Consider the following 25,404-nt stretch of genomic DNA (forward strand, 5'->3'; position numbering starts at 1 on the left):
ATCTAGGGTAAACCCTTAAAATGGCGCCCATGACCCACTCCAACGCCTATTTCCCCCGCAATCCGAAGTTCACCGACACCTTCGAACGCGAGCTGGCCAACGACGACGCCAGCCACCTGAGCCGCAACGAGCCGTCGGTGTTCATGCCGCTGCTGAAGCGCCTCGGCGCCGGCCTCTCGGCATTCGCGCAGACCGTGCGCTTCCTGCGCGCATCGGCCCAGCGCCCCCAGCAGCGCTACCAGGCCAGCTGATGCAGGGCGGCCCGGCGCTGGCTCAGCGCTGCGGCATGTCCTTGACCGAATAGCCCAGGCTCACCGTCGCATCCTCCGGGATCGGCGGCATGGTGGCGTTCCAGGCCAGCCAGTCGGCGCGCATCGCGGCCAGGCGCTCCGGTTCCTTCTTTGCCTGATTGGCCCGCTCGCGCTCGTCGGCCGGGATGTTGAACAGGTACTCGTTGCCGTCGACCTGCAGGTATTTCCAGTCGCCGTCGCGCAGCGCGCGCTGGCCGCGATGATTCATGCGCCAGTGCAGCGGCCGCGCGAAGGTTTTGCCGGCGTCGCGCAGCACCGGCAGCAGCGACACGCCGTCGAGCGGGTAGCGCGGGTCGGCCGCGACACCTGCGGCGGCGAGCATCGTCGCCGACCAGTCCATCGTCATGCATTGCTGCGCGGTCACGCCGCCGGCCCTGATGCCTTGCGGCCAATGCGCGATCCACGGCACCCGGATGCCGCCCTCGGTCAGGTCCATCTTGCCGCCCACCAGCGGCCAGTTGTCGGAAAAGCGTTCGCCGCCGTTGTCGCTGGTGAAGACCACCAGCGTGTTGTCGGCGATGCCGTGCTTTTCGAGAGCGGCCATGATCGAGCCGATGCCCTCGTCCATGTGGTGGATCATCCGGCGGTAGGTGTGGATGTTGCCGCCCGAGAGGTCGAACAGGTTGTCCTTCACCGCCGGCGCCTTGGCCGCGTCGTCGCGGGTTTCCCAGGGCCAGTGCGGCGCCGTGTAGTGCAGGCTCAGGAAGAAGGGCGCCTCTTGCTGCGCCATCCGCTCGACGTAGTCGACCGCGCGCCGCGACAGCAGGTCGGTGAGGTAGCCCTCCTGCGGGCAGTCCTCCTCGCCCGACCAGAGGTCGTGCCGGCCGCTCGAATCGCAGTGCGTGAAGTAGTCGACGCCGCCCGACATCGGACCGAAGAACTCCTCGTAGCCCGATCGCAGCGGACCGAAGTTGGGCGGATAGCCCAGGTGCCACTTGCCGACCAGCGCCGTGCGGTAGCCGGCGCCGCGCAGCAGCGAGGGCAGGGTGGGGTGGTCGGCCGGCAGGCCCAGGGTGGCGCTGCCGCGGCTCTTGCTGTTGATCGGCTCCTCGGCGGCACCGCGCAGGCGGTACTGGTAGCGCGCGGTGATCATCGCGAAGCGGGTCGGCGAGCACACCGGCGAGTTGGCATAGCCCTGCGTGAAGCGGATGCCCCTGGCCGCCAGGCCGTCGAGTACCGGCGAGACCGGGCCGAACTCGGCATCGCGGCCGCCGTAGCAGCCGAGGTCGGCATGGCCGAGGTCGTCGGCCACGATGAAGATGATGTTGGGTCGTTGCATGGGGTTCAGGGTTGGTAGCCGGATTTCTGCACCACCGGCGCCCATTGAGCGCGGTAGGCCTTGAGCATGGCCTCGGTCTGGGCCTGCGTGCTGACCACTGGCGTCATCAGCGTGTCCTTGAAGCGGCGCTGGGTGTCCGGGTCCTGCATGACTTCGCGGATTTCCTGCGACAGGCGCGCCACCTTGTCCTTCGGCATGGTCGCCGACGCGAAGAAGGTGTTCCAGCCGGTGGCGACCAGGTCGAGACCGGCCTCCTTGAAGGTCGGGATCTCGGGCGCGAAGGGCGAGCGCTTGGCCCCCGAAACCGCCAGGATGCGGATCTTGCCGGCCTGGTGCTGCGGCAGGTCGACGTCGAAGGTGTCGAAGGCGATCGGCACCTGGCCGCCGATCAGGTCGGTCAGCAGCGGGCCCGAGCCGCGATAGCCGACCACCTCGGCCCGCACCTTGGCCTTCTCGCCCATCATGAAGAAGTGCGGCAGGCTGCCGGTGGCGGGCACGCCGAAGTTGGCCTTCTCGGGGTTGGCCCGCATCCAGGCCAGCAGGTGCGACAACTCGCGCACCGGCACCGCGGTCGATACCGCCAGCGCGAACTCGTAGTCGTTGACGTGCGAGACCGGCACGAAGTCGCGCTCGGCGTCGTAGCCGTTGTCCTTGAAGACCAGCGGCGCCACCACCATCACGGCCGGATTGGCGAGCATCAGCACGTTCTGGCCGGCCGGCGTGGCCTTGGCCTGCTGCGCCGCCAGCCGGCCGCCGGCGCCGGGCTTGTTGTCGACGATCACCGGCACGCCGAGCCTGGCCTGCAGCTTGTCGCCGACGATGCGGGCCACGCGGTCGGTGGCGCCGCCGGCCGCATAGCCGACCACGATGTGCAGCGGGCCGCCTTCGAGGGCCTGGGCCTGTGCGCCGAGCACCACGGTGCCCAGGGCGAGAGCGGCGGCGAGGCGGGGAAAGAATCGACGAGAAAACATGGGAGCTCCGATGCGAGGCAAGGTCAGGGTCAGTCGTTGGCCTGGAAGTTCACGGCCTTCATGATTCCGCCCCAGCGGGCGGTGTCCTCGCGCATTGTCTTCAACAAGGCCTCGGGGCCATCGCCCACCGGGTACATGCCGTTCTGCAGCAGCTGCTGCCGCACCTCGCGCGAATTGACCGCGCGGGTGAACTCGGCGCGCAGCTTGTCGACGATCGGCTGCGGCGTCTTGAGCGGCGCGTAGTAGGCGAACCAGGCGGTCGCAACCACGTCCTTGAGGCCGGCCTCGGTGAAGGTCGGCAGGTCGGGCATCAGCGGCGAGCGCTTCTCGCCGCTGGTCGCCAGCACCTTCACGCGGCCGCCGGGCTGCATCTGCAGCGCGCCGCCGACGGTGTCGAAATACACCGGGATCTGGCCCCCCATCACGTCCTGCCGCGCCGGCGTGGAGCCGCGATACGGCACATGGACCATCTTCAGCCCCGCCGAGCGATTGAGCATCTCGCCGAGGAAGTGCGAGGGGGTGCCCGCGCCGTACGAGCCGAAGCTGAGCTTGTCGCCCTGCGCCCTGGCCCAGGTGATGAACTCGGCCAGCGTGCTGGCCGGCACGTCCTTGCTCACCACCAGCGCGAGCTCGAAGCGGGCCGCATTGACGATCGGGATGAAGTCCTTGATCGGGTCGTACGAGAGGCTGCGGTAGGCGCTGGGGAACATCGCCATCATGCTGGCGGTGCCGAGCAGCAGCGTGCGGCCGTCGGGCGCGGCGTTCTTCACCGCCTCGGCCGCGATGCGGCCGGCGGCGCCGGAGCGGTTGTCGATGATCAGCGGGCCGAGCGAATCGCGCACCTCGTGGGCGATGGCGCGGGTCAGCACGTCTTGCGTGCCGCCGGCCGGCACGCCGATCAGGACCTTGATCGGTTGGCCGGGGGTGAATGCCTGGGCGCGAGCGAGGGGCGCCAGTGCCAGGCCGCCCAGGGCCGCGAGTGCGCGGCGGCGGTCGAATGCGTGGTGCATGGGTGCGTGTCTCCTTTGGATCGACTTTAGAGTCGTGCCATTCGATTGTTCTAATCAACCATTCCAAGGATTTACCACTAGATGAGCGCGCCACGCCGACCCCTGGACGACCTGCTGCTGTACCGCCTGTCGCGCCTGATCGCGGTCGGCGGCAGCATGGTCATCCGCCTGTGCGAAGGGCGCTTCGGCATCACGCGGCGCGAGTGGCGGCTGATCGCCACGCTGGCCAGCCGCGGCGAGCTGAGCTCTTCGCAGCTGGCCGGGCATGCCCAGCTCGATCGGGCCCGGACCTCGAAGGCGGTGGGCTCGCTGGTCGCCAAGGGGCTGCTGTCGCGCACGCACCCGGCGGGCGATCGAAGGCAGGTACTGCTCGGCCTCACGGCGAGCGGGCAGGCCTTGTACGACGAGCTGTTTCCGCTGGTGTCGCGGATCAACGCCGACCTGCTGGGGACACTGGACGAGGAAACCGCCACCCGCCTGGACGATGCGCTCCGGCGCTTGCAGGCGCAAGCCGAACGCATGGCCGGCGAGGCGGTGCTGCCGAAAGCCGACCGATCGCGGCGCGGCGCCGGCAGCGGCTGAGCCGGATGCCGCGCCTCAGGGCTGCGCCGCCGGCACCGCCGGGCGGGCGTCGTCGCCCTCGATCCGCATCCGCGGCAGGAACTGCGGGTACTCGCGCTGCATGAAGGCGATCAGTCCCTCGCGCACCGTGCAGCGCAGGTCGAAGGCCAGCGCCGACGAGGCCGCGGTGCACAGCACGCGGATCTGCATCGTGCGTTCGGTGGCGTCGGTCACGCGCAGGTTGAAGAAGCGGCCGTCCCATTCGGGCGACGCCTTGACGATGCGCTCGACCTCGGCGCGCAGCGGCGCCAGCGGCATGCCGTAGTCGGCGTAGACGAAGACCGAGCCGAGCAGCTGAGAGTCGTGCCGGGTCCAGTTCTGGAACGGCTTCTCGATGAAGTAGGTGAGCGGCAGGATCAGCCGGCGGTCGTCCCAGATGCGCAGCACGACGAAGGTCCCGGTGATCTCCTCGACCCGCCCCCATTCGCCCTCGACCACCAGCACGTCGTCGATGCGGATCGGCTGCGCCAGCGCGATCTGCAGGCCGGCGATGAGGTTGCTGAACACCGGCTTGGCGGCCAGGCCGGCCACGATGCCGATCACGCCGGCCGAGGCCAGCAGGCTGGCGCCGACCTGGCGCGCGCCCGGAAAGGTCATCATCATCAACGCCGCCCCGGCCACCACCAGCACCGTGTTGGCGGTGCGCGCCAGCACCCGCGCCTGGGTCAGGATGCGGCGTGCCTGCAGGTTGTCGCGCACGTCCGACGGATGCTGCCTGACCATGCCTTCGGCGAAGCCGCTGACCGCCCGCACGGCGAGCCAGGTCGCCGCCCCGATCAGCGCCAGGCCGTTGAGGTGGCGCACGTTGCCGACGAAGCGCAGGTCGTCGGGCGCGGCCTGCCAGACCAGCTGCAGCGCCACCAGCGGGAGCACGAAGAGCGCCGGCCGCTTGATCGCCAGCAGGGTCGCGTGAAGCGTCGGCACCGAGCGGGTGAGGCGTTCGAGCACCAGGCCGGCGAGGCGGTGGCCCAGCAGCGCCAGCGGCACCGCCAGCAAGGCCGCGAGCAGCGGGGCGGACCACGGATAGGCGAGCAAGGTCGTCATCATGAGGCGGTCTGGGGGCTGTCCTCGGCGGCGGGTTGCAGGATGCGCGCCGCGTCGTCGCGCAGCTGGGCGGCGATGCCGGTTGCCAGATCGAGCCGGCGCAGCAGCCATGGCGTGACGTCGTTGTCGAAGGGGTCGGGCAGGGGGATCGGGCCGGCCAGCGTGGTGGCGGGCGCGCCCTCGGGCATCACCGGGCCGCTGGTGGGTGCGGCGCCGATGCTGGCCTCGATGCGCTGGGCCGTGCGGGCCAGCGGGCCTTCGATCTCGGCCGGCGTCAGCCGGTCGCGCCGCAGCACCAGCATCGACTTGACCGCGCTCAGCTGGGCCAGCAGCTGGTAGCTGTGGGCCTGCAGGTGCTCGAGCGGCTCCAGCGGGGGCCGCACCGCGCGCGGCTCCGAGAGCGAGCGCTGCGTGGCCTGCACCAGGGCCGACAGGCTGTCGTAGGCCTCGCGCCGGGCCAGCCGCCATTCGAGCTCGGGGCTGACGCCGACCGAGCGCAGCTGGCCCAGCCCCAGCGCGAGCCGCGCGTGCCGCGCCTGGGCGCCGAGCACCCGCGCCACCAGGGCCGGGATCTGCCCGCGCTCCCAGGACGGCAGCACGTAGCAGAAGGCCCAGGCCAGCGCAGCGCCGATCAGGGTGTCGGCGACGCGCTCGAACAGCGCGAAGGTGGTGCTCATGCCGGTGTTCAGCATGTGGGCCTGGACCAGGCCCAGCACGGTGGCCGCCACCGCGGTGATCAGGTAGCGCCGCACCGCGAAGCCGTGGGCGATCGCCTGCGCCAGCGTCATGGCGGCCAGCAGCGTCAGCGGCGACGGATGGGCCGACAGCAGCGCCACCGCGAAGACGCAGCCCAGCAGCGTGCCGGCCACGCGGCTGTTGCGCCGCTCCAGGGTCTGCGAGAGGCTGCCGCGCAGCACCACCACGATGGTCAGCAGGATCCAGTAGTCGTGCGAGCCCCAGGGCAGGGCCAGCGCGATGCCGTAGCCGGCCGCGATCGCCAATGCGGCGCGAATTGCATGGCGCAGCGGCGGCGCGTCCCAGCGCCAGAGCGCGAGAAAGGGCCGCAGCGACCATTCGGTCGGGCTCACGAACATCTGCCAGCTGGCCCGCACCACCGCCAGGTCGGGCTCGCGCTCGCCGCGCGCCAGCGCCGACAGGCGCAGCACCTCGTCGTTGATGTGGCCGATGCGGCTGGCCAGCCCGCGCGCCAGCATCGCCGGCGTCGGGCCGGTGTAGCTGCGCGGGCGCGCCGGGTCCTCGTCGAGGTGGATCGCCGTCAGCTCGCGCCGGCGGTCGGGCACCGTGGCCGGCGGGCGCCCGAGCAGCAGGGCGTCGGCCAGCGCCGCGGTGTCGGCGGCCAGGGCCTCCAGGATGCGGCGCATCTCGACCAGCGCCGCCGCATGGCCGGGATGGGTCTTGAGGGCGTCGAGGTCGAGCTCGCTGGCCAGCAGCAGGTCGCGCAGTTCGAGCACCGTCATCAGCATGCCGGCGAGGCGCTGCCGGTAGGGCGTGCGCGGCGATTCGAGAACGATGTCGCGCGCCGCCTGCAGCAGGTCGGCCAGCGCGGCCTGTTCGCGCAGCAGCTGGCCGAGCAGCGAGGCCGGCACCTCGCGGATGTCGCCGGAGTCGTCGCGGGGCGTGAACTGGCGCGCCTCGGTCCGCATCAGGGCGGCCAGCGAGAGCAGCAGGTCGGCCATCACCTGCACCCGGTAGCGGGCGTTGAGCGCCAGGTTGGCGAGCACCGCGTAGATCACGTAGAGCCCGGCGCCGAGGCCGAAATACAGCGTGCGCTGCACCGCCTCGGCCATGTCGTCGGGCTTCGGCGTCGCCATCGAGAAGATCATCGAGAACATCACGGCGATCGCGATCGGGATGCCCCGCTTGCCCCAGGCCATCGCCACGAAGGCCAGGAAGGTGGCCGGAACCAGCAGCAGGCCGAGTTCGAGCGGCTTGGCGTGCAGCAGCTGCACCAGGAAGAACAGCGGCAGCCCGATCAGCGGCGCCGGCAGCATCTGCAGCAGCTTGCCGCGGCGGGGGGCGGGCAGATCGGGCGGTGCGGTCACGATGACCCCGACCGAGGCGGCCGACGCCGCGAGGGTTCCGAGCACCAGGTGGACGCCGCCGGAGATCAGCAGCAGCCCGAAGGCCACCGAGATGCCGTTGGCGATGTAGTGGCCCAGCGCCACGCGCAGGGCGGCACGGCTGCGGACGGCGGCCGCGCGGGGCGCCTCCATCACTTCGCGGCGGCGTCGCCCTCGGCGGGCGCCACGGGGACTTCGCGGCGGATGCGCGTGAGCTTGCGCGGTGCCGGCGCCGCGTCCGCGGCCGGCTCGGTCTCGGGCGCCGCGGCCGGCGTGGCGTCGATGGTGCTGCGGGCGTAGGTGTCGCCGCCCTGGGCCGAAGGGTCGACCGCGCGCATCCGGTCGCTGGCGCGCAGTTTGTCGTCGAGGCCTGCGAACTTGGAGTACTTGGCCAGCAGCGGCACCAGCTGCCCGTAGATGCGCGGGGCGCCGGCCAGGCATTCGCGCTGGTCGAGGAACTCGGGCTCGCCGGTGAAATTGCCGATCAGGCCGCCGGCCTCGGTGACCAGCAGCGAGCCGGCCGCCACGTCCCAGATGTTGAGGCCGGTCTCGAAGAAACCGTCGGTGAAGCCGGCCGCGACATAGGCCAGGTCGAGCGCCGCGGCGCCCGGGCGGCGCAGGCCGGCCATGCGGGGCATCAGGTCGGCCATGATGGCCAGGTACTGCTTGAAGTTGTCGCCGGTTCGGAACGGGAAGCCGGTCGAGACCAGGCATTCGTTGAGGCGGGTGCGCTTGCTGACGCGGATCCGGCGCTCGTTCATGAAGGCGCCGCGGCCCTTGGTGGCGGTGAACAGGTCGTTGCGGCTCGGGTCGTAGATGACCGCCTGCTCGATCTTGCCGCGCACCGCGAGCGCGATCGACACGCAGTAGACCGGAAAGCCGTGGATGAAGTTGGTGGTGCCGTCGAGCGGATCGATGATCCAGACGTAGTCGGAATCCTTGGCGCCGTGCTCGGTGCCCGATTCCTCGGCCAGGATGCCGTGCCCCGGGTAGGCGGTGAGCAGCGTCTCGATGATCGCTCGCTCGCTCGCATGATCGACTTCGGTGACGAAGTCGTTCACCTGCTTCTGCGAAATGCGCACCGCTTCGACGTCGAGCGCGGCGCGATTGATGATGGCGCCGGCGGCGCGGGCGGCCTTGACGGCCACGTTGAGCATGGGGTGCAGGTTGGGGGACGACATGAATTGTGTGAAGAACGGAAAAGGGGCGATCGGTTGATGCGGCGGCCCCCTGAAAAGCGGCCCGGCGATGCGGGCGGCGAGAATCATGGGATTTTACCCGCAGCCATGCGCACCCGCTTCATCCTGATCCAGACCAGCCATGCCGGAAATGTCGGCGCCGCCGCCCGCGCCATGAAGACCATGGGCTTCGACGACCTGGTGCTGGTGGCGCCACGCTGGGCCAACGTGCTGCGGCGCGAGGAGACCATCCAGCGCGCCAGCGGGGCGCTCGACGTGCTCGACAACGCCCGCATCGTCGAGACGCTGGACGAGGCGCTCGACGGCGTCACCCACCTGTGCGCCACCGCGATGATCCCGCGCGACTTCGGCCCGCCCACCCGGACGCCGCGCGAGCACCTGGAGCCGCTGGCCGGCGGCGAGGCGCAGCACGTGGCCTTCCTGTTCGGCTCGGAGCGTTTCGGCATGCGCAACGAGGACGTCTACCGCTGCAACGTCGCGCTCAGCATTCCCACCGACCCGAAATTCGGCTCGCTGAACCTGGGCGCCGCGATCCAGGTGATCGCCTACGAGTGGCGGCTGGCGCTGGGCGGCTACGGGGTGCGCGACGCCACCCCGGCGCCGACCGCGGCCGACGCCCGGGCGGTGGCCGGCATGCTCGACCACTGGGAGCGGTCGCTGGTCGACATCGGCTTCCTCGACCCCGAGGCGCCCAAGAAGCTGATGCCGCGGCTGCAGCAGCTCTTCAACCGGGCCCGGCCGACGCCGGAAGAAATCCACATCCTGCGCGGCATCGCCAAGGCCATGACCGAAGCGGCCCAGGGGCGCCCGGGCACCCCGAAAACCCCATCCGCCGTGCGCGAAGACCCGGCGGCTTAGACTTTCAGCCCCTATCGATATAACGACAAAGCATGTTTTCGCGCCTGCGCTCCGACATCCAGTGCATCCTCGACCGTGACCCGGCGGCCCGCACGCGCTGGGAGGTGCTGACCCTCTACCCGGGCCTGCATGCGGTGGCGCTGCATCGGCTGGCGCACTGGTGCTGGGGCCATGGGCTCAAGTGGATCGGCCGCTTCGTCTCGCAGGTGTCGCGCTGGCTGACGGGGATCGAGATCCATCCCGGCGCGGTCGTCGGCGACCGTGTGTTCTTCGACCATGCGATGGGCGTGGTGGTCGGCGAGACCGCCGAGATCGGCGACGGCTGCACCATCTACCAGGGCGTGACCCTGGGCGGCACCTCGCTCTACAAGGGCACCAAGCGGCATCCGACCCTGGGCAAGAACGTCGTGGTCAGCGCCGGCGCCAAGGTGCTCGGCGGCTTCGTTGTGGGCGACGGCGCCAAGATCGGCAGCAACGCGGTGGTCATCAAGCCGGTGCCCGCGGGCGCCACGGCGGTGGGCATCCCGGCGCGCATCATCCCGTCGAAATCGGACACCAGCGCCGATGTCACGGGCACCGAGGGCAAGTTCTCGGCCTACGGCATCACGCTGGAGGATGACCCGCTGTCGCTCGCGATGCGCGGCCTGATCGACAACGCCGCCGGCCAGGAGCACCAGATCGCGCTGCTCTGGCAGGCCATCGAGGCGCTGTCGAAGCAGCCCGGCAAGAAGGACTGCGTGCCGGGCGATGCGGCCCGGGACGAGTGCTTCGAAGCCGAGCGGCTGACGCAGTTGGTGGGGAAATGAAGAATCTCCCATAATAGTTAGTAACTGTTATGTGAGATCTTATGCCGACCAGTGTTGCCCTAAGCCCCCATTTCGAGTCGTTCATTCGCGAGCAGGTCGAAGCCGGCCGCTACAACAATGTCAGCGAAGTCGTGCGTGCAGGCTTGCGGTTGCTCGAGGATCAGGAGCGGCTCAATGACTTGAAGCTGGCCGAACTCAGAAGCGCCATCAGGGCAGGTCTGGACGGCGGCGTGGGCGAGGACGCCGAGAAGGTGTTCACTCGGCTCGAGACCAAGTACAAGGCCCGCGCCAGCGGCAAGGCGTGACGCGTGTCGCCTTCACGCGGCTCGCGCAGGCGGATCTCGAAGCCATCGGCGACTATATTGCGCTGGACGACCCTCGCCGAGCCTTGAGCTTCGTCGCGGAGCTGCGCGACCACTGCCAGAAGATTGCATCCAGTCCGCAGGCGTATCGGCCAAGGCAGGAGCTTGCCGAAGGGCTGCGCTCCTGCGCGCATGGTCGCTACGTGATCTTCTTTCAATCGCAGGATGACTTTCTGCTGATCGTGCGGATCCTGCACGGCGCACGGGACATCCAGGCCCAGTTCCGCGAATAGCGAGACGCCCTCCCGCGTTACATCCCCACGTAGTTGGGCCCGCCGCCGCCTTCCGGCGTGACCCAGACGATGTTCTGGGTCGGGTCCTTGATGTCGCAGGTCTTGCAGTGGACGCAGTTCTGGGCGTTGATCTGCAGTTTTTCCTTGCCCTCGGCATCCGGCACGAACTCGTACACGCCGGCCGGGCAGTAGCGGCTTTCGGGGCCGGCGTACTCGGGCAGGTTGATGGTGGTCGGCACCGCGGCGTTCTTCAGCGTCAGGTGCGCGGGCTGGTTCTCTTCGTGGTTGGTGTTGCTGATGAACACCGAGGAGAGCCGGTCGAAGGTGAGCTTGCCGTCGGGCTTCGGGTAGGCGATCTTCTTGGACTGGGCGGCCGGCTTGAGCCGCTCGTTGTCGGGCTGGTGGCGGTGGATGGTCCACGGAATGTGGCCGCGCAGCACCAGCTGCTCGATGCCGGTCATCACCGTGCCGACCGCCAGGCCCTTCTTGAACCACTGCTTGAAGTTGCGCGCCTTGTTGAGCTCGGTGCGCAGCCAGCTCTTCTCGAAGGCGGCCGGGTAGGCCGAAAGCTCGTCGTGCTGGCGGCCGGCCATCACGGCCTCGTAGGCGGCCTCGGCGGCCAGCATGCCGGTCTTGATCGCGGCGTGGCTGCCCTTGATGCGGCTGGCGTTGAGGTAGCCGGCCTCGCAGCCGACCAGCGCGCCGCCCGGGAACACGGTCTTGGGCAGCGACAGCAGGCCGCCCGCGGTGATCGCCCGGGCGCCGTAGCTCAGCCGCTTGGGCGCCTTCAGGCCCTTGTCCTGGCCTTCGAAGTACCAGCGGATGTTGGGATGGGTCTTGAAGCGCTGGAACTCCTCGAACGGGCTCATGTACGGGTTCTGGTAGTCGAGCCCGACCACGTAGCCGATGATCAGCTGGTTGTTCTCGGCGTGGTACAGGAAGGAGCCGCCATAGGTGTCCGAGGGCAGCGGCCAGCCGGCCGTGTGGACCGCCAGGCCGGGCTCGTGGCGCGCCGGGTCGATCTCCCACAGCTCCTTGATGCCGATGCCGTAGCTCTGCGGGTCCTTGCCGTCGTCGAGCTTGTACCTGGCGATCAGCTGGCGGCCCAGATGGCCGCGCGCGCCCTCGGCGAAGATGGTGTATTTGGCGTGCAGCTCCATGCCGAGCTGGAAGTTCTCGGTCGGCTCGCCGTCCTTGCCGATGCCGAGGTTGCCGGTGGCGACGCCGCGCACCTTGCCGTCGTCGGTGTAGAGCACCTCGGCCGCCGGGAAACCGGCGAAGATCTCGACACCAGCCGCCTCGGCCTGCTGCGCCAGCCAGCGCACCACGTTGCCCAGGCTCACGATGTAGTTGCCTTCGTTGTGGAAGTTCTTCGGCAGCATGAAGTTGGGCGTCCGGGTGGCACCGGTCTCGGTCATCATGAGGAAGGTGTCGCGCGTGACCGGCTGGTTCAGGGGCGCGCCGAGCTCTTCCCAGTCGGGCAGCAGCTCGTAGAGCGCGCGCGGATCCATGATCGCGCCCGAAAGGATGTGCGCGCCGGGCTCGGAGCCCTTCTCGAGCACCACCACGGAGATGTCCTTGCCGTGCGAGGCGGCCAGCTGCTTCAGGCGGATCGCTGTGGCCAGGCCGCCGGGACCGGCGCCGACCACGACCACGTCGTATTCCATGGATTCGCGGGGTCCGAACTGGGCGAGGATTTCGTCATTCGTCATGTGGGGGTCTCGTCGATAATGGTTTGAGGGTGCGAGGCACCGCGGCGGGCCGGGCCATTTTATGCGTCACCCGCCCGCGCTCCGGGGCGTCGCCTCGGCGACTCCCACAGGAGCTTTTCCCATGGCTTACAGCATCGATCTTTCCGGCCGCGTCGCCTTCGTCACGGGCGCGTCGACCGGTCTCGGCGCCCAGTTCGCGAAGACGCTGGCGCGCGCCGGCGCCGCCGTGGTGCTGGCCAGCCGCAACACCGACCGCTTGAAGGAACTGCGCGCCCGCATCGAAGGCGAGGGCGGCGACGCCCACGTGGTCGAACTCGACGTCACCGACCTCGGCAGCATCAAGGCGGCGGTGGCGCGGGCCGAGACCGAGGTCGGGCCGATCGACGTGCTGGTCAACAACTCCGGCGTCAGCCACACCCGGCGATTGCAGGATGTGTCGGTCGACGACTACGACTTCATCTTCGACACCAACGTCAAGGGTTCCTTCTTCGTCGCCCAGGAGATCGGCAAGCGCATGCTGGCTCGCGCCCAGGGGGCGGCGCCGGGCACCTACGTCGGCGGGCGCATCATCAACATCGCCTCGGTGGCGGCGCTCAAGGTGCTGCCCCAGATCGGCGTCTACTGCATGAGCAAGGCGGCGCTGGTGCAGATGACCAAGGCCATGGCGCTCGAGTGGGGCCGCTTCGGCATCAACGTCAATGCGCTGTGCCCGGGCTATATCGCCACCGAGCTCAACGAGGAGCACTGGGTCACGGACGGTGGCCAGAAGCTGGTCGGCATGCTGCCGCGCAAGCGGGTCGGCAAGCCCGAGGACCTCGACGGGCTGATCGTGCTGCTGGCCAGCAGCCAGAGCCATTTCGTCAATGGCGCCGTGATCGCGGCCGACGACGGGTTCGCGCTCTGACGCCCCGTGCGCTCGCCGGCGTCGCCGCCGGGCTGGCCGCGGGCGCGCTCTGGGGCCTGGTGTTCGTGGCGCCGCGCATGGTGGGCAACTTCGGCATGGTCGACATCGCGGCCGCGCGCTTCCTGGTCTTCGGGGCGGTCGCCGGGGTGGCCGTCGCCACCCGGCCGGCGCTGCGGCGCTGGCCCAGCGGGCGGCAGGCGGCCGCGGCGCTCGCGCTCAGCGTGCTCGGCTTCACCGGCTACTACGTGCTGCTCGCCTTTGCGATCGAAGGCGCGGGCACCGCGGTGCCGAGCCTGATCATCGGCACCATTCCGGTCTGGATGATGCTGCTGGGCCGGCCCGCGGGCCTGGCGCTGCGGGCCCTGGTACCGGGCCTGGCGCTGACCGCCGCCGGCATCGGGCTGATGGTCGCGGCGGCATGGCCGCAGAGCGGCGTCGAGGTCGCGGGCGGCGCCGGATTCGGCTGGGGCCTGCTGCTGGCCTTGCTGGCGATGGCGAGCTGGACCGCCTTCGGACTGCTCAATGCCGCCTGGCTGCGACGGCACCCCGAGGTCCACGCCGCCGACTGGGCGAACTGGCTCGGCATCGCGACCGGGCTGGGCGCGGCCGTGCTGTGGCTGCTGGCGGGTTCCAGCCACCAGGCAATGCGCGCGCAGCCCAATGGCGGCTTGTTCCTGCTGCTGGCGCTGGCCGGGGGCATCGGCTCGTCATGGCTGGCGACGGTGCTGTGGAACGTCGCCAGCCAGCGGCTGTCCGCCAGCCTCTGTGGCCAGCTGATCGTGAGCGAGACCCTGTTCGCGCTGCTCTATGCGTTCATGTGGGACGGACGCTGGCCGCTGGCGACCGAATGGCTGGCCGCGCTGCTGTTCGTGCTGGGCATCGTGGCGTCGATCAAGGCGCACCGATGACCGGAAAGCCTCAAGCCGGGCGCAGGGCGATCCGTGCCTCGAAACCCGAGGGTGCCCCCGACGGCGGCGAGCTCAGCTCGAGCCGTGCGCCCAGCTTGTCGACGATGGTGCCGACGATCGACAGCCCGAGCCCATAGCCGGCGCGGTCGGAACCGTGGCGCACATGGCGATGCTGCAGGGTGCGCAGCTGCTCCGCGCTGACGCCGGGTCCGAAGTCGCGGACCGCCAGCGTGCAGGGCTCCAGCACTTCGACGACGACGCGGCCGCGGCCGTAGCGCAAGGCGTTCTCGACCAGGTTGCGCAGCGCGATCGCGAGCGCGTCAACGTCGCCGAGCGTCACGGGCGCCTTGCTGTCCGGGACCCTGAGCGACAGGCGCTCGTTGACGCGCGGATCCTGCCAGAACTCCTGCGCCACCGTGCCGGCGAGCTGGACCAGGTCGATCGGCGCCCGCGTCAGCGAGGCCCCGGACTCGGCGCGCGACAACTGCAGCAGCTTCTCGGTGCGGTGGCCGAGCATCTGCAGCGCGTCGAGCGCGGCCTGCACGTCGTCGTGCTTCAGGTCGTGGTCGAGCGCGGTCTGCAACCTGAGGCGGGCGGCGGCCAGCGGGGTGCGCAATTCGTGCGCGGCATTGGCGGCCAGCGCGCGCTCGACGTCCAGGGCCTGCGACAGGCGCTCCAGCAGCTGGCTGACGTGGTCGGCCACCGAGCGCAGTTCCTTCGGCAGTCCGGGTATCTGGATCGGGCGCAGGTCGGCGCCGCTGCGCTGCTCGATCTCGCCGGCCAGCTGCTGCAGCACGCGCAGTTCGTTGCGCGCCACGTTGCGCAGCACCAGTGCCAGCAGCGGCAGCACGGCCCCGAGCGGGATGATGAGGCCGAAAAGGGTCCGGTTGAGCGCGGTGCGACGCTCGTCCAGCGGATCGGCGACCTGGAAGAACAGCTCGCGCGTGGGATGCCGGACGGTGTAGATGCGCCAGGGTTCGGCGTTGGCGAAGCCGGGCGCCAGCGGCACGTCGAAGGCGCTGATCGGCGCCTCGGCCGAACGCAGCATCACCTGTTCATGCAGGCTGACCACCTGGTAGATCACCGCATCTGTCGGGTAAAGCTGCCGCGGTGCGATCAGGGGCGGCCGCGCATCCGGGTTCTCGCTCTGCAGCTTGTCGAGTTCGTGCACCGCCATGTCGAACATCCGGTGCGAGACCTCGATCAGCTCGCTGTCGAAGTTGTGGTTGATCTCGCGGTCCACATACCAGACCACCCCGAGCACGCACAGCAGCCAGACCCCGCCGACCCAGACGATCAGCGTGCGCGTCAGCCGGCCGGCGAGCGAATCGCGGCGGCCCAGCGGCTCGAAGCCGACCTGCTGCATCAGCCCGAGCTTCATTCCTGCTCTTCTTCCGGTGCGAACGAGAGCCGGTAGCCCAGGCCGCGCAGGGTCTGGATGTGGTTGCGCCCGAGCTTTCGGCGCAGCCGGCTGATGAAGACCTCGAGGGTGTTGCTGTCGGCCTCGTCGCCGAAGCCGTACAGTGCATCGGCCAGGTTCTCGCGCGTGTGGATGCGGTCGGGACGGGTCGCCATGACACGCAGCAGGGCCCATTCCTTCTGGGTCAGCGTGACCGGAAAGCCGTCCTTGCGCACCAGGTCGCGCGCCAGGTCGATCTCGAGCGTCCCGAGCCGCAGCACGGGGGCGCTGCTGGTGCTGCGCCGGCGCTCGACCGCCCGCAGCCGGGCCAGCAGTTCGGCCGGGTCGTAGGGCTTGATGAGGTAGTCGTCGGCGCCGGCATCGAGGCCGCGAATGCGGTCGGTCACCTGGTCGCGGGCGGTCAGCACGATCACGATCGGCCGCTCTCGCAGGGCGCGGATGGTCGGCAGCAGCGACAGGCCGTCGCCGTCGCCCAGGTGCAGGTCGAGCAGCACCGCCGCGTACTGCACCGCGGTCAGCGCGGCGCGTGCTTCCGCCAAGCCAGGTGCCACGTCGACCACGAAGGCCTTTGCCTGAAGATAACTGCAGACAGCGTCGGCCAGTCCGGTGTCGTCTTCGACCAGCAATATGCGCACGGCTGCGTCCTTTCAAAAAGGAGGAGTCTAGAGCCTGCCGGTCCGGCCTTCAGCCTCGGTTCATGCCCGTGCGCTAGCCTTGCGCCGCATGATTCGCTCTGCCTACGCCCGCTTGTTCGTCCTCACGCTGCTCGCCCTCGGCTTGCTGCTTCTGTGGGATGCCAGCGGGCTGGACCTCGTGCTGGCCCGGATGGCAGGCACGCCGACGGGTTTTCCGTGGCGCGACGACTGGTTCCTGAACAAGGTGATGCACGAGGGCGCCAAGACGCTCAGCTGGGTGCTGGTGATCGGGCTTTTTGCCGCCATCCGGTGGCCGGTCGGCCTGCTTCGACGCCTGCGCCGGGGCGAGCGGGTGCAACTGGCTGCGACCGCGCTGGCCAGCGTCATCCTCATCTCGCTGCTCAAGTTCACCAGCAAGACCAGCTGCCCCTGGGATCTCCAGGCCTTCGGCGGCGTCGCGCAACAAGTGTCGCACTGGGCCTTTGGTGTGCGCGACGGTGGCCCGGGCCATTGCTTTCCAGCCGGCCATGCCTCCGCGGCCTTCGCCTACCTGGGCGGCTACTTCGTATTTCGCCGCGCCTCGCCCGGTGTCGCGCGGGCCTGGTTCGCCTGCACGCTGGTCACCGGGCTGGCCCTGGGCCTTTCCCAGCAGATGCGGGGCGCCCACTTCATGAGCCACACCTTGTGGACCGCTTGGTTCTGCTGGGTGGCGGCCTTCGCGATCGATGTGCTCTTTCGGGTGCTGTCCGACCGGCGCACGCGGCCAGATGCGTCGCCGAAGCTGAACGAAGCCTGACCGGTCGATTCAGGGAGGTTTCAGTCCGGCTGCGTAGTCTTCACCGATGCTTGGTTCCAATTCGTCTTCCGTTGCGCTGCCGCCCAGCGAGACCGCGGTCGACGACCCGCTCGTTCCCGCGCCCATGGGCGCGCTGCGTTCGCGCAGGCAGGCCTTCGACGCCTGGCTGGAACGTCCCCGCACTGCTCGGCGCGTCGTCGTCTGGCTGAGCCTCTATCTCGCGTTGGTGGCCAACTGGCCGCTGTGGATCGAGCTCGCGCGCATCGGCGGCGCACCCAGCGTGTACCTGCCCTCGATCGCATCGATGCTGCTGCTCACGGTGTGCGGCACCGTGGCGCTGCTGTCGTTCACCGCCTGGTCGCGCTGGATGAAGCCGGTCTGGTTCGGCGTCGTCGTGCTGGCGGCGGTGGTCCAGCACTACATGCTGAGCTACAGCGTCGTGATGGACCCGAGCATGCTGGCCAACGCCATGCAGACCGACGCCAACGAGGTGCGCGACCTGATGAGCTGGCGCCTGCTGCTCAATGTGATCCTGGTCGCTGCGCTGCCGGGCTGGGCGCTCTGGCGCCTCCGGCTGGCACCGCAGCGCCTGGTCTCGCAGGCCTGGCGCAATGGCGTGCTGCTGCTGGCCGTGGCGGTGCTGGCCGCGGGCGGTGCGATGGCCATGAACCGGCAACTGGCGCCGCTGATGCGCAACAACGCGAACCTGCGCTACATGATGAATCCGCTGGCGAGCCTGTATTCCGCGGGGTCGGTGACTTTCGGACCGGTCTTCAAGCACAACCGCCGCCTGATTCCGATGAGCGGCGGTGCGGCCTTGGGCGCCAGCTATGCCGGACAGGCCAGGCCGCCGCTGTTCGTGCTGGTGGTGGGCGAGACCGCGCGCTCCGACCACTTCGGCCTCAACGGCTATGCGCGCGACACCACGCCGGAGCTCGCGGCGCGCAAGGTGCTGAGCTGGCGCGACGTTCATTCCTGCGGCACCAACACCCTGGCCTCCGTGCCGTGCATGTTCTCGCCGCTGAGCAAGCAGGCCTTCGAGGGGCGCAAGGACGACTACGAGAACCTGATGGACGTTTTGCAGGCCTCGGGCCTGGCGGTCTTCTGGCTCGACAACCAGGCCGGCGGCTGCAAGGGCGTGTGCGATCGCATTCCCCATGCCTCGGCCTTCGACCCGCTCGACGCCGGCGTCAAGAGCGCGTTGTGCGACGGCGACGAGTGCCTGGACGACGTCATGCTCAAGGGCCTGGACCAGCGCCTGGCCGCACTGCCCGCCGAGCGCCGCGCCAAGGGCGTGGTGCTGGTGATGCACCAGATGGGCAGTCATGGCCCCTCGTACTTCAAGCGCTCGTCGCCGGATGCCAAGCGCTTCCTGCCCGAATGCCGGAGCAATGCGCTGGCCGAGTGCAGCCACTCCGAGCTGCTGAACGGCTACGACAACTCGATCGCCTACACCGACCGCTTCCTGGGCAAGACCATCGACTGGCTCCAGGGCCAGTCGGCGAAGTTCGATACGGCGCTGCTCTACCTGAGCGACCACGGCGAATCGCTCGGCGAGTACGGCCTGTTCCTGCACGGCGTGCCCTACGGTTTCGCGCCGGAGGTGCAGAAGCACGTACCGATGGTGGCCTGGTTCGGCGAAGGCATGGCGGCCCGCCGGCGACTGTCCGCCAGCTGCATGTCGGCGGGGCTGGACACGCCGCTCACGCACGACAACCTCTATCACACGGTGCTCGGCCTGATGGACGTCAAGACGCCGACCTACCTGCCAGCGCTCGATGCGCTGGCGTCGTGCCGCGGGCGCGATGCGGTGGCTACTTCTTCTCGCGTGGGACCCGGCCCATCAGGAAGAACTCCGGGTTAGGCTGCATCCCGCTGAAGCTTGCCATTCGGTTCGAGAGGCCGAAGAAGGCGGTGATGGCGGCGATGTCCCAGATGTCTTCGTCGTCGAAGCCGTGGGCGTGCAGCGGCGCGAAATCGCTGTCGTCGATCTCGTGCGAACGCTCGCAGACTTTCATCGCGAACTCGAGCATCGCGCGCTGGCGCGGCGTGATGTCGGCGCGGCGCCAGTTGACGGCCACCTGGTCGGCCACCAGCGGCTTCTTCTCGTAGATGCGCAGCAGCGCGCCGTGGGCCACCACGCAATAGAGGCACTGGTTGACCGCACTGGTGGCGGTGACGATCATCTCGCGATCGCCCTTGGTGAGCGAGCCTTCCTCCTTCAGCATGAGGGCGTCGTGGTAGGCGAAGAAGGCCCGCCACTCGGCCGGGCGGCGCGCCAGTCCGAGGAACACGTTGGGCACGAAGCCGGCCTTCTCCTGGACTGCGAGCACCGCGGCGCGGATGTCGTCGGGCAGGTCCTTGAGCTCGGCGAGGGGATAGCGGTCGGTCATGGGCGTCTCCTGGGTTCCTTGTTCCCGATCATCATAGGGAGGAGGGGAGATGGAGCTCGCTGTCGTCCTTCAGCGCAACGCCGGTGAGTCCCCGGCGCAGGGCTTCGCGCAGCAGCCAGCCGAGCTTGAAGGCGGCCGTTGCGTAGGCCAGCCCTTCGGGCCGCACGTTCGAGATGCAGTTGCGTTCGGCGTCGTGGCGGCCGCGGCGCGGCGCGTGCGTGATGTAGATCCCGAGGCTGTCCGGCGAACTCAGCCCCGGGCGTTCGCCGATCAGCATGACCGACAGCCGCGCGCCGAAAGCCTCGCCGATCTCGTCCGCCAGGGCGACCCGGGCCTGGGTCGCGACCACCACCGGCGTCAGCGCCAGCCCGGCCGGCAGATGGGGGCGCAGCGCCGCCAGCAGCGGGACGGCATGGCGCGCCACCGCCAGCGAGGACAGGCCGTCGCCCACCACGATGCAGAGGTCGGCCGGCGGCCCGGCGGCGGCGTGCAGCCGCTCGGCGTCGCTGGCGTCGAGCTGGCGGCCGAGGTCGGGGCGGCGCAGGTAGGCGGTGCGGTCGGGCGCGCGGCTGCGGGCCTCGGCCACGGCCCAGCCGCCGTCGCGCAGGGCGGACTCGAGCGCCGGCACGTCGAGCGCGGCGTGGATTGCGTCGCGCGCCATCGCATGCGCCCAGCCGAAGCGCAGCACCTCGTCGGTCGGCATGCCGGCGCCGGCGCGGCCGAGCGCGAGCCGCGCCGGGGTGGCGCTGCGCCAGGCGCCCCAGGGGCTGGCGGTGACGATGTCGTTCATCGGGCGAGTGCCGCGAGGGCGCCCATGTCGGCGAGCAGGCGATTGGACGAGGGCGGATGGAGCCGGCCCGCGGCGTCGCTGATCTGCATGCGTTGCAGCCAGGCCTCGAACTCGGGCGCCCGCTTGAGGCCCAGGGTCTGGCGCAGGAAGAGCGCGTCGTGGAAGGAAGTGCTTTGGTAGTTGAGCATGACGTCGTCGGCGCCCGGCACGCCCATGATGAAGTTGATGCCGGCCGTGCCGAGCAGCACCAGCAGCGTGTCCATGTCGTCCTGATCGGCCTCGGCGTGGTTGGTGTAGCAGATGTCGCAGCCGATCGGCAGGCCGAGGAGCTTGCCGCAGAAGTGGTCCTCGAGGCCGGCGCGGATGATCTGCTTGCCGTCGTACAGGTACTCGGGCCCGATGAAGCCGACCACGGTGTTGATCAGCAGGGGCTGGTAGCGGCGGGCCAGCGCGTAGGCGCGTGCCTCGCAAGTCTGCTGGTCGACGCCGAAGCTGGCGTTGGCCGACAGCGCGCTGCCCTGGCCGGTCTCGAAGTACATGCAGTTGCGCCCGACGGTGCCGCGCTGCAGCGACTGCGCCGCGGCATGGGCCTCGTCGAGCAGCTCGGGCGTGACGCCGAAGGACAGGTTGGTCTGCTCGGTGCCGCCGATCGACTGGAACACCAGGTCGATCGGCGCCCCGGACTCGGCCAGCTTCAGCGTGTTGGTGACATGGGTCAGCACGCAGCTCTGGGTCGGAATCTCGAAGCGCTGGATGACTTCGTCGAGCAGCCGCAGCAGTTCGCCGAGGATGGGCATGCTGTCGGACGCCGGGTTGAGCCCGATCACGGCATCGCCGGCGCCCATCAACAGGCCGTCGAGCGTGGAGGCGGCGACGCCGCGCAGGTCGTCGGTCGGGTGGTTGGGCTGCAGCCGCACCGAGAGGTGGCCGGGCAGGCCGATGGTGTCCCTGAAGCGCGTGACCACGCTGCATTTGCGGGCCACTGCGACCAGGTCCTGGTTGCGCATGAGCTTGGAGGCCGCGGCCACCATCTCGGGCGACAGGCCGGGCGCCAGCGCACTCAATGCCGCGGTGTCGGCGAGGTCGGACAGCAGCCAGTTGCGGAAATCGCCGACCGTAAGGTGCGCCACGGGCGCGAAGGCCGCGGCATCGTGGCCGTCGATGATCAGGCGCGTGATGTTGTCGGCCTCGTAGGGGATCAACGCCTCGGTCAGGAATTGCTTCAGCGGCGTCTCGGCCAGAACGTGGCGCGCGGCCATGCGCTGCTGCGCGGTGGCGGCGCCGATGCCCGCCAGGTAGTCGCCCGAACGTGCGGGGCTGGCAAAGGCCATGACCTGCCTCAGGTCGTCGAAGTCGAAGACCTGGGAGTCGATCGTGGTGCGGTAGCGCATGGTGCGAGCAGAGAGTCGATGGGGAGGCGGCGACGATGTGCAAGAGCGGTGCCAGACAGGCGCCACCCGGCAATAATGAGGCTCTTCGTCCAATCAACCAAGGGTTTGCCGTGCGATCAGTTCTTTGTGCCGCCGTCGTTTCGTTGTTCGTCTTGCCGAGCGCCTTCGCGCAGTCGGCGCCGGTCACCAAGCCCAGCGGGCTGGTGTTCCAGTCGCTGGTCGACGGCAAGGGGGCCTCGCCGGCCGCGACCGACGTGGTCAAGGTGCACTACCGAGGCACCTTCCCCGACGGCAAGGAGTTCGACAGCTCCTACAAGCGCGGCGAGCCGACCGAGTTCCCGCTCAACGGCGTGATCCCGTGCTGGACCGAGGGCGTGCAGCTGATGAAGGTCGGCGGCAAGGCCAAGCTGACCTGCCCGCCGGGCATCGCCTACGGGACGCGCGGGGCGGGCGGGGTGATTCCGCCCAACGCGACCTTGAACTTCGAGATCGAGTTGATTGCTGTGAAGGGGAAGTAGGGTATCGGGGACGTTTGACGGCGGTGGGCGGCGGTGGCGGGCGGTATGCCCTGGGCCGGCCGACGTCACCGGCCCTTCGGGCTTCCCTGCGCTGCTCGCGGCAGGCGGGGTCCGCGCAAACTCGCTCCGCTGCGCTCCACTCAAACACGCGCGGCCCTTTTTCCGCCTGCCGCTCCGCTGCTCGGCGGTGCCTCAACGGCCAGCCCAGGGCATACCGCCCACCACCGCTGATACGTTGGGGTGGCATCGGCGTTGGAGACGTCGGGATGGCCCGCACCGCTTGCCGGGCCCCCACCAACGAACGATCTCAACCCGGCTGAAACTGATACAGCCAGGTCTCCGACAAAGTCTGTTCCCCGTTCTTCAGGAACAGGCGCATGTCGACCGCCTCGTTGCCCTCCGGCGTGAAGTCGAACTGCGCCCGCCAATGTCCGGCAACACCGTTCGGAACGGCTTCGGCGAAGACGTACGAGAACTTGCCGCGCGCCGCGGTCAGCACCAATTCGGGCTTGACCCCGGAGGGCAGCGATTCCAGCGGCTTGCCGATGAACTCCACCATGAACTTGCGCACCCCCGCCGGCCGAGGTTTGCCCGGCTCGCCGCCGCGGCCCATGCGGGTGGCGATGCAGCGTGCCAAGGGCGAGGGGAAGGGCTCCTCGGCGCTCCAGTGGAGGCGGTACTTGAGCGTCACGCTCGAACCCGCGCTGGCCGGCGCCTTGGGCACCCAGCAGGCAAGCACGTTGTCATGGATCTCGTCGTCGGTCGCGATCTCGATCAGCTGCACCTCGCCTTCGCCCCAGGCACCGAGCGGCTCGACCCACAGGCTCGGCCGCTTCTCGTAGTGGACGCCGTCCTGGTAGTGGTCGAAGCTTCGGTCGCGCTGCAGCAGGCCGAAGCCCTTGGGGTTGCTGTCGGTGAAGGTCGAGGCACGGGTCTGGGTCGGGTTGTTGAGCGGCCGCCAGATGCGTTCGCCGGCGCCGTTCCACATCGCCAGGCCGTCGGAGTCGTGCACCTCGGGCCGCCAGTCGATGCCGGTCGGCTTTGCCGTTTCGGAGTACCAGTACATCGAGGTCAGCGGCGCCAGGCCGAAACGCTCGACCTCGCGGCGCAGGAACAGCCGGCACTCGATGTCCATCAGCACGCCCTTGCCGCGCCGCAGCAGGAACTTGTAGGCGCCGGTGATGCTGGGTCCTTCGAGCAGCGCGTAGACCGTCATGGCGTCCGAGCCCGCGGTGGGCGGCTCGAAGTAGAAGCGCGTGAAGTCGGGGAATTCCTCGGGCCGGTCGGGCACGGCCGCATCGAGGGCGACGCCGCGCGCCGACAGCCCGTACTGGTAGAGCTCGCCGATGGCGCGAAAGTAGGAGGCGCCCTGGAAAGCCACCCAGTCGTTGTCCTGCCAGGGCCGCCCGCCCTGGTCTCCGAGCCGGCTCTCCTGCAGGCGAAAGCCCGCGAAGCCGGCGCCGGCGGGCAACTGCCTGGCCGGACTGTCGGCGGGCATCGTGAACAGCGCCGGGTCGTAGAGAATCTCGCGCGCAAAGCTGTCGCCGCGTGCTTCTTCGATGAGGTACATGTGGACCGGTACCGGGGCCAGACGTCCGAGGTGGAAGAAGGTCACGGGAAACGCGCCGGGACCGTCGCGGAACAGCGCGTTGCGGGTGTCGAAACGGATCTTTCCCTGGGCGTCGTAGTCGATACGCTGCAGCACGTCGGCCGGCAGCGAGGCGTCGGCGACCCTGGGCTTGGCGGCCAGCGACTTCGACAATGCAACAAGGCGTTCGAAAGAGAAGGGCGAGGGCTGACTGAAGCGGAGGCCGGCAGCCGCCTGCGCGCCCGCGGGCAGTCCGAGGGAAGCCAGGGCCAGCGAGGCCCCACCCGCGACCAGAAGTGAGCGACGATCCATCATGTGGGCTCAATCTAGCGGCGGCATCGGCGGCGATTCGTAGGTCGAAGGCTGATGACGCCGCAGGGGCGCCCTGGTCCTACATTCGAATTCGAAAGCAAGACACGGAGTGCGCGGCGCGGCGGCCTTTCCTACAGTGGTGGCACCGATCCACAACATGCCGAGGACAGAGATGAACATGAGCAACAGCAACGAGATGCGGGCACTCGCCACTGTGAGCGATCCGCGCTGGGCGTCGGTGGCCGCGCGCGACCCGGCCGCCGATGGCCGCTTCGTCTATTCGGTGCGGACCACCGGCGTCTACTGCCGACCTTCGTGCGGCGCCCGTTCCGCGCGGCCCGAGAACGTCGACTTCCACGCCAGCCCGGCCGAGGCCGAGCGGGCGGGCTTCCGGCCCTGCATGCGCTGCCAGCCCGACCAGCCGGCGCGCGCCGAGCGGCAGGCGGTGCAAGTCGCCGATCTGTGCCGCTTCATCGAAGGCGCCGAGCAGGTCCCCACCCTCGATCAACTGGCCGAGCGTGCCGGCCTGAGCGCATCGCATGTGCAGCGGCTCTTCAAGGCGGTGACGGGGCTGACGCCGAAGGCCTACGCGGCCGCGCACCGCGCCCACCGCGTGCGCGAGTCGCTGGGCCGAAGCGAATCGGTCACCAGCGCCATCTACGACGCCGGCTACAACTCCAACGGCCGCTTCTACGAGGATGCCGACCGGACGCTCGGCATGACGCCCACGGCCTGGCGTGCCGGCGGTGCCGACACAGAGATCCGCTTCGCCATCGGCGCCTGCGCGCTCGGCGCCATCCTGGTGGCGCAGAGCGCGCGCGGCGTCTGCGCGATCGCGCTCGGGGACGATCCCGATGCGCTGGCGCGCGATCTGCAGGACCGCTTCCCCAAGGCCCGGCTGATCGGCGGCGACCCGGCCTTCGAGGCGCTGGTGGCCCGGGTGGTCGGCTTCGTCGAGGCTCCGGCGCTCGGGCTCGACCTGCCGCTGGACCTGCGCGGCACGGCCTTCCAGCTGCGCGTGTGGCGGGCGCTGCGCGAGATCCCGGCCGGCGCGACCGCGAGCTACAGCCAGATCGCCGAGCGCATCGGCGCGCCGAAGTCGGTGCGCGCCGTGGCCCAGGCCTGCGGCGCCAACGCGCTGGCCGTGGCGATCCCGTGCCACCGCGTGGTGCGCAGCGACGGCGGCCTCTCGGGCTATCGCTGGGGCGTGGAGCGCAAGAGCGCGCTGCTGCAACGAGAGGCGGAGCACCAGTGAGTGCACG

Annotated in this window: 25 protein-coding genes; 12 read left to right on the plus strand and 13 right to left on the minus strand. The window is 69.7% G+C overall.

Annotation, left to right across the window (positions count from 1 at the left end; all coding sequences use genetic code 11):
• Positions 1-29 precede the first annotated feature (29 nt).
• On the plus strand, positions 30-251 hold the full coding sequence (locus tag QTI17_RS04425; protein ID WP_286522757.1) for a hypothetical protein: 222 nt from the start codon (positions 30-32) through the stop codon (positions 249-251).
• A 22-nt stretch (positions 252-273) separates the two neighbouring features.
• On the opposite strand, the gene QTI17_RS04430 is transcribed toward QTI17_RS04425, so the two are convergent.
• Genes QTI17_RS04430 through QTI17_RS04440 form a run of 3 tightly spaced genes read right to left on the minus strand, consistent with a single transcriptional unit; the run spans position 274 to position 3,571 of the window.
• On the minus strand, positions 274-1,590 hold the full coding sequence (locus tag QTI17_RS04430; protein ID WP_286531376.1) for a sulfatase family protein: 1,317 nt from the start codon (positions 1,588-1,590) through the stop codon (positions 274-276).
• A gap of 5 nt (positions 1,591-1,595) precedes the next feature.
• Positions 1,596-2,561 (minus strand): Bug family tripartite tricarboxylate transporter substrate binding protein, encoded by a 966-nt coding sequence (locus QTI17_RS04435; protein ID WP_286531378.1) that lies wholly within the window; start codon positions 2,559-2,561, stop codon positions 1,596-1,598.
• A gap of 29 nt (positions 2,562-2,590) precedes the next feature.
• Positions 2,591-3,571 (minus strand): Bug family tripartite tricarboxylate transporter substrate binding protein, encoded by a 981-nt coding sequence (locus tag QTI17_RS04440; RefSeq protein ID WP_286531380.1) that lies wholly within the window; start codon positions 3,569-3,571, stop codon positions 2,591-2,593.
• A gap of 81 nt (positions 3,572-3,652) precedes the next feature.
• Between QTI17_RS04440 and QTI17_RS04445 the strand changes: the two genes are divergently transcribed.
• Positions 3,653-4,153, plus strand: a complete 501-nt coding sequence (locus tag QTI17_RS04445) for a MarR family winged helix-turn-helix transcriptional regulator (protein ID WP_286531381.1) — start codon at positions 3,653-3,655, stop codon at positions 4,151-4,153.
• A gap of 15 nt (positions 4,154-4,168) precedes the next feature.
• On the opposite strand, the gene QTI17_RS04450 is transcribed toward QTI17_RS04445, so the two are convergent.
• From QTI17_RS04450 to QTI17_RS04460, 3 genes are read right to left on the minus strand one after another with little or no spacing between them, the layout of a single operon-like run.
• Positions 4,169-5,239 carry a mechanosensitive ion channel family protein gene (locus QTI17_RS04450; RefSeq protein WP_286531383.1) on the minus strand — a complete coding sequence of 357 codons (1,071 nt, stop codon included), beginning with the start codon at positions 5,237-5,239 and terminating at the stop codon, positions 4,169-4,171.
• Positions 5,236-7,470 carry an FUSC family protein gene (locus QTI17_RS04455; protein WP_286531385.1) on the minus strand — a complete coding sequence of 745 codons (2,235 nt, stop codon included), beginning with the start codon at positions 7,468-7,470 and terminating at the stop codon, positions 5,236-5,238. The genes QTI17_RS04450 and QTI17_RS04455 overlap by 4 nt, the downstream gene beginning before the upstream one ends.
• Positions 7,470-8,498 (minus strand): inositol monophosphatase family protein, encoded by a 1,029-nt coding sequence (locus QTI17_RS04460; RefSeq protein ID WP_286531387.1) that lies wholly within the window; start codon positions 8,496-8,498, stop codon positions 7,470-7,472. The genes QTI17_RS04455 and QTI17_RS04460 overlap by 1 nt, the downstream gene beginning before the upstream one ends.
• A 105-nt stretch (positions 8,499-8,603) precedes the next feature.
• Here QTI17_RS04460 and QTI17_RS04465 point away from each other — a divergent pair, with 105 nt between their 5' ends.
• Genes QTI17_RS04465 through QTI17_RS04480 form a run of 4 tightly spaced genes read left to right on the plus strand, consistent with a single transcriptional unit; the run spans position 8,604 to position 10,775 of the window.
• The gene (locus QTI17_RS04465; protein ID WP_286531389.1) at positions 8,604-9,374 is read left to right on the plus strand and encodes an RNA methyltransferase; all 771 of its coding nucleotides are present in this window, start codon (positions 8,604-8,606) and stop codon (positions 9,372-9,374) included.
• 32 nt (positions 9,375-9,406) lie between these two features.
• Positions 9,407-10,180, plus strand: a complete 774-nt coding sequence (gene cysE / locus QTI17_RS04470; protein ID WP_286531391.1) for a serine O-acetyltransferase — start codon at positions 9,407-9,409, stop codon at positions 10,178-10,180.
• Between the two features lie 41 nt (positions 10,181-10,221).
• On the plus strand, positions 10,222-10,485 hold the full coding sequence (locus QTI17_RS04475; RefSeq protein ID WP_286531393.1) for a type II toxin-antitoxin system ParD family antitoxin: 264 nt from the start codon (positions 10,222-10,224) through the stop codon (positions 10,483-10,485).
• Complete coding sequence (locus QTI17_RS04480) at positions 10,482-10,775, plus strand: type II toxin-antitoxin system RelE/ParE family toxin (protein WP_286531395.1); 294 nt, start codon at positions 10,482-10,484, stop codon at positions 10,773-10,775. The genes QTI17_RS04475 and QTI17_RS04480 overlap by 4 nt, the downstream gene beginning before the upstream one ends.
• 17 nt (positions 10,776-10,792) lie before the next feature.
• On the opposite strand, the gene QTI17_RS04485 is transcribed toward QTI17_RS04480, so the two are convergent.
• Positions 10,793-12,487: an electron transfer flavoprotein-ubiquinone oxidoreductase gene (locus tag QTI17_RS04485; protein WP_286531397.1), complete on the minus strand. Its 1,695-nt coding sequence runs from the start codon at positions 12,485-12,487 to the stop codon at positions 10,793-10,795.
• Positions 12,488-12,608: 121 nt separating this feature from the next.
• Between QTI17_RS04485 and QTI17_RS04490 the strand changes: the two genes are divergently transcribed.
• Together QTI17_RS04490 and QTI17_RS04495 are read left to right on the plus strand one after the other, a co-directional pair.
• Positions 12,609-13,391: an SDR family oxidoreductase gene (locus QTI17_RS04490; RefSeq protein ID WP_353506689.1), complete on the plus strand. Its 783-nt coding sequence runs from the start codon at positions 12,609-12,611 to the stop codon at positions 13,389-13,391.
• 77 nt (positions 13,392-13,468) lie between these two features.
• Positions 13,469-14,299 carry a DMT family transporter gene (locus QTI17_RS04495; RefSeq protein WP_503011018.1) on the plus strand — a complete coding sequence of 277 codons (831 nt, stop codon included), beginning with the start codon at positions 13,469-13,471 and terminating at the stop codon, positions 14,297-14,299.
• Between the two features lie 10 nt (positions 14,300-14,309).
• Here QTI17_RS04495 and QTI17_RS04500 read toward each other — a convergent pair whose 3' ends face one another.
• Together QTI17_RS04500 and QTI17_RS04505 are read right to left on the minus strand one after the other, a co-directional pair.
• Positions 14,310-15,680, minus strand: a complete 1,371-nt coding sequence (locus QTI17_RS04500; RefSeq protein WP_286531400.1) for a sensor histidine kinase — start codon at positions 15,678-15,680, stop codon at positions 14,310-14,312.
• Positions 15,677-16,354 carry a response regulator gene (locus QTI17_RS04505; protein ID WP_286531402.1) on the minus strand — a complete coding sequence of 226 codons (678 nt, stop codon included), beginning with the start codon at positions 16,352-16,354 and terminating at the stop codon, positions 15,677-15,679. Before QTI17_RS04505 ends, QTI17_RS04500 begins: the two co-directional genes overlap by 4 nt.
• Before the next feature lie 88 nt (positions 16,355-16,442).
• Here QTI17_RS04505 and QTI17_RS04510 point away from each other — a divergent pair, with 88 nt between their 5' ends.
• Together QTI17_RS04510 and QTI17_RS04515 are read left to right on the plus strand one after the other, a co-directional pair.
• Positions 16,443-17,150, plus strand: coding sequence for a phosphatase PAP2 family protein (locus QTI17_RS04510; RefSeq protein WP_286531404.1), 708 nt, complete (start codon positions 16,443-16,445; stop codon positions 17,148-17,150).
• A gap of 124 nt (positions 17,151-17,274) precedes the next feature.
• Positions 17,275-19,014, plus strand: a complete 1,740-nt coding sequence (locus QTI17_RS04515) for a phosphoethanolamine transferase (protein WP_286532130.1) — start codon at positions 17,275-17,277, stop codon at positions 19,012-19,014.
• Here the strand turns inward: QTI17_RS04515 and QTI17_RS04520 are convergent.
• Genes QTI17_RS04520 through QTI17_RS04530 form a run of 3 tightly spaced genes read right to left on the minus strand, consistent with a single transcriptional unit; the run spans position 18,965 to position 21,724 of the window.
• Entirely contained in the window at positions 18,965-19,543 is a 579-nt protein-coding gene (locus QTI17_RS04520; protein ID WP_286531406.1) for a peroxidase-related enzyme, read from the minus strand. The two genes, QTI17_RS04515 and QTI17_RS04520, sit on opposite strands and share 50 nt — an antisense overlap.
• 31 nt (positions 19,544-19,574) lie before the next feature.
• Positions 19,575-20,333, minus strand: a complete 759-nt coding sequence (gene eutC / locus QTI17_RS04525) for an ethanolamine ammonia-lyase subunit EutC (RefSeq protein WP_286531408.1) — start codon at positions 20,331-20,333, stop codon at positions 19,575-19,577.
• Positions 20,330-21,724, minus strand: a complete 1,395-nt coding sequence (locus tag QTI17_RS04530; RefSeq protein ID WP_286531410.1) for an ethanolamine ammonia-lyase subunit EutB — start codon at positions 21,722-21,724, stop codon at positions 20,330-20,332. The genes eutC and QTI17_RS04530 overlap by 4 nt, the downstream gene beginning before the upstream one ends.
• A gap of 110 nt (positions 21,725-21,834) precedes the next feature.
• On the opposite strand from QTI17_RS04530, the gene QTI17_RS04535 reads away from it, so the two are divergent.
• Positions 21,835-22,242, plus strand: a complete 408-nt coding sequence (locus tag QTI17_RS04535; protein WP_286522726.1) for an FKBP-type peptidyl-prolyl cis-trans isomerase — start codon at positions 21,835-21,837, stop codon at positions 22,240-22,242.
• 307 nt (positions 22,243-22,549) lie between these two features.
• Here the strand turns inward: QTI17_RS04535 and QTI17_RS04540 are convergent, their stop codons facing one another.
• Positions 22,550-24,145: an OpgD/OpgG family glucan biosynthesis protein gene (locus QTI17_RS04540; protein WP_286531433.1), complete on the minus strand. Its 1,596-nt coding sequence runs from the start codon at positions 24,143-24,145 to the stop codon at positions 22,550-22,552.
• A gap of 169 nt (positions 24,146-24,314) precedes the next feature.
• Between QTI17_RS04540 and ada the strand changes: the two genes are divergently transcribed.
• The gene (gene ada, locus QTI17_RS04545) at positions 24,315-25,397 is read left to right on the plus strand and encodes a bifunctional DNA-binding transcriptional regulator/O6-methylguanine-DNA methyltransferase Ada (RefSeq protein ID WP_286531435.1); all 1,083 of its coding nucleotides are present in this window, start codon (positions 24,315-24,317) and stop codon (positions 25,395-25,397) included.
• Positions 25,398-25,404 lie beyond the last annotated feature (7 nt).

This window comes from Variovorax sp. J31P179 (genome assembly GCF_030316985.1).
GTDB classification, from domain to species: domain Bacteria; phylum Pseudomonadota; class Gammaproteobacteria; order Burkholderiales; family Burkholderiaceae_C; genus Variovorax; species Variovorax ginsengisoli_B.

Coding starts and splice junctions, on each gene's coding strand:
- QTI17_RS04425 (WP_286522757.1), top strand. CDS start 30: ATGACCCACTCCAACGCCTATTTCCCCCGCAATCCGAAGTTCACCGAC.
- QTI17_RS04430 (WP_286531376.1), bottom strand. CDS start 1,590: ATGCAACGACCCAACATCATCTTCATCGTGGCCGACGACCTCGGCCAT.
- QTI17_RS04435 (WP_286531378.1), bottom strand. CDS start 2,561: ATGTTTTCTCGTCGATTCTTTCCCCGCCTCGCCGCCGCTCTCGCCCTG.
- QTI17_RS04440 (WP_286531380.1), bottom strand. CDS start 3,571: ATGCACCACGCATTCGACCGCCGCCGCGCACTCGCGGCCCTGGGCGGC.
- QTI17_RS04445 (WP_286531381.1), top strand. CDS start 3,653: ATGAGCGCGCCACGCCGACCCCTGGACGACCTGCTGCTGTACCGCCTG.
- QTI17_RS04450 (WP_286531383.1), bottom strand. CDS start 5,239: ATGATGACGACCTTGCTCGCCTATCCGTGGTCCGCCCCGCTGCTCGCG.
- QTI17_RS04455 (WP_286531385.1), bottom strand. CDS start 7,470: ATGGAGGCGCCCCGCGCGGCCGCCGTCCGCAGCCGTGCCGCCCTGCGC.
- QTI17_RS04460 (WP_286531387.1), bottom strand. CDS start 8,498: ATGTCGTCCCCCAACCTGCACCCCATGCTCAACGTGGCCGTCAAGGCC.
- QTI17_RS04465 (WP_286531389.1), top strand. CDS start 8,604: ATGCGCACCCGCTTCATCCTGATCCAGACCAGCCATGCCGGAAATGTC.
- cysE (WP_286531391.1), top strand. CDS start 9,407: ATGTTTTCGCGCCTGCGCTCCGACATCCAGTGCATCCTCGACCGTGAC.
- QTI17_RS04475 (WP_286531393.1), top strand. CDS start 10,222: ATGCCGACCAGTGTTGCCCTAAGCCCCCATTTCGAGTCGTTCATTCGC.
- QTI17_RS04485 (WP_286531397.1), bottom strand. CDS start 12,487: ATGACGAATGACGAAATCCTCGCCCAGTTCGGACCCCGCGAATCCATG.
- QTI17_RS04490 (WP_353506689.1), top strand. CDS start 12,609: ATGGCTTACAGCATCGATCTTTCCGGCCGCGTCGCCTTCGTCACGGGC.
- QTI17_RS04495 (WP_503011018.1), top strand. CDS start 13,469: ATGGTGGGCAACTTCGGCATGGTCGACATCGCGGCCGCGCGCTTCCTG.
- QTI17_RS04500 (WP_286531400.1), bottom strand. CDS start 15,680: ATGAAGCTCGGGCTGATGCAGCAGGTCGGCTTCGAGCCGCTGGGCCGC.
- QTI17_RS04510 (WP_286531404.1), top strand. CDS start 16,443: ATGATTCGCTCTGCCTACGCCCGCTTGTTCGTCCTCACGCTGCTCGCC.
- QTI17_RS04515 (WP_286532130.1), top strand. CDS start 17,275: ATGGGCGCGCTGCGTTCGCGCAGGCAGGCCTTCGACGCCTGGCTGGAA.
- QTI17_RS04520 (WP_286531406.1), bottom strand. CDS start 19,543: ATGACCGACCGCTATCCCCTCGCCGAGCTCAAGGACCTGCCCGACGAC.
- eutC (WP_286531408.1), bottom strand. CDS start 20,333: ATGAACGACATCGTCACCGCCAGCCCCTGGGGCGCCTGGCGCAGCGCC.
- QTI17_RS04530 (WP_286531410.1), bottom strand. CDS start 21,724: ATGCGCTACCGCACCACGATCGACTCCCAGGTCTTCGACTTCGACGAC.
- QTI17_RS04540 (WP_286531433.1), bottom strand. CDS start 24,145: ATGATGGATCGTCGCTCACTTCTGGTCGCGGGTGGGGCCTCGCTGGCC.
- ada (WP_286531435.1), top strand. CDS start 24,315: ATGAACATGAGCAACAGCAACGAGATGCGGGCACTCGCCACTGTGAGC.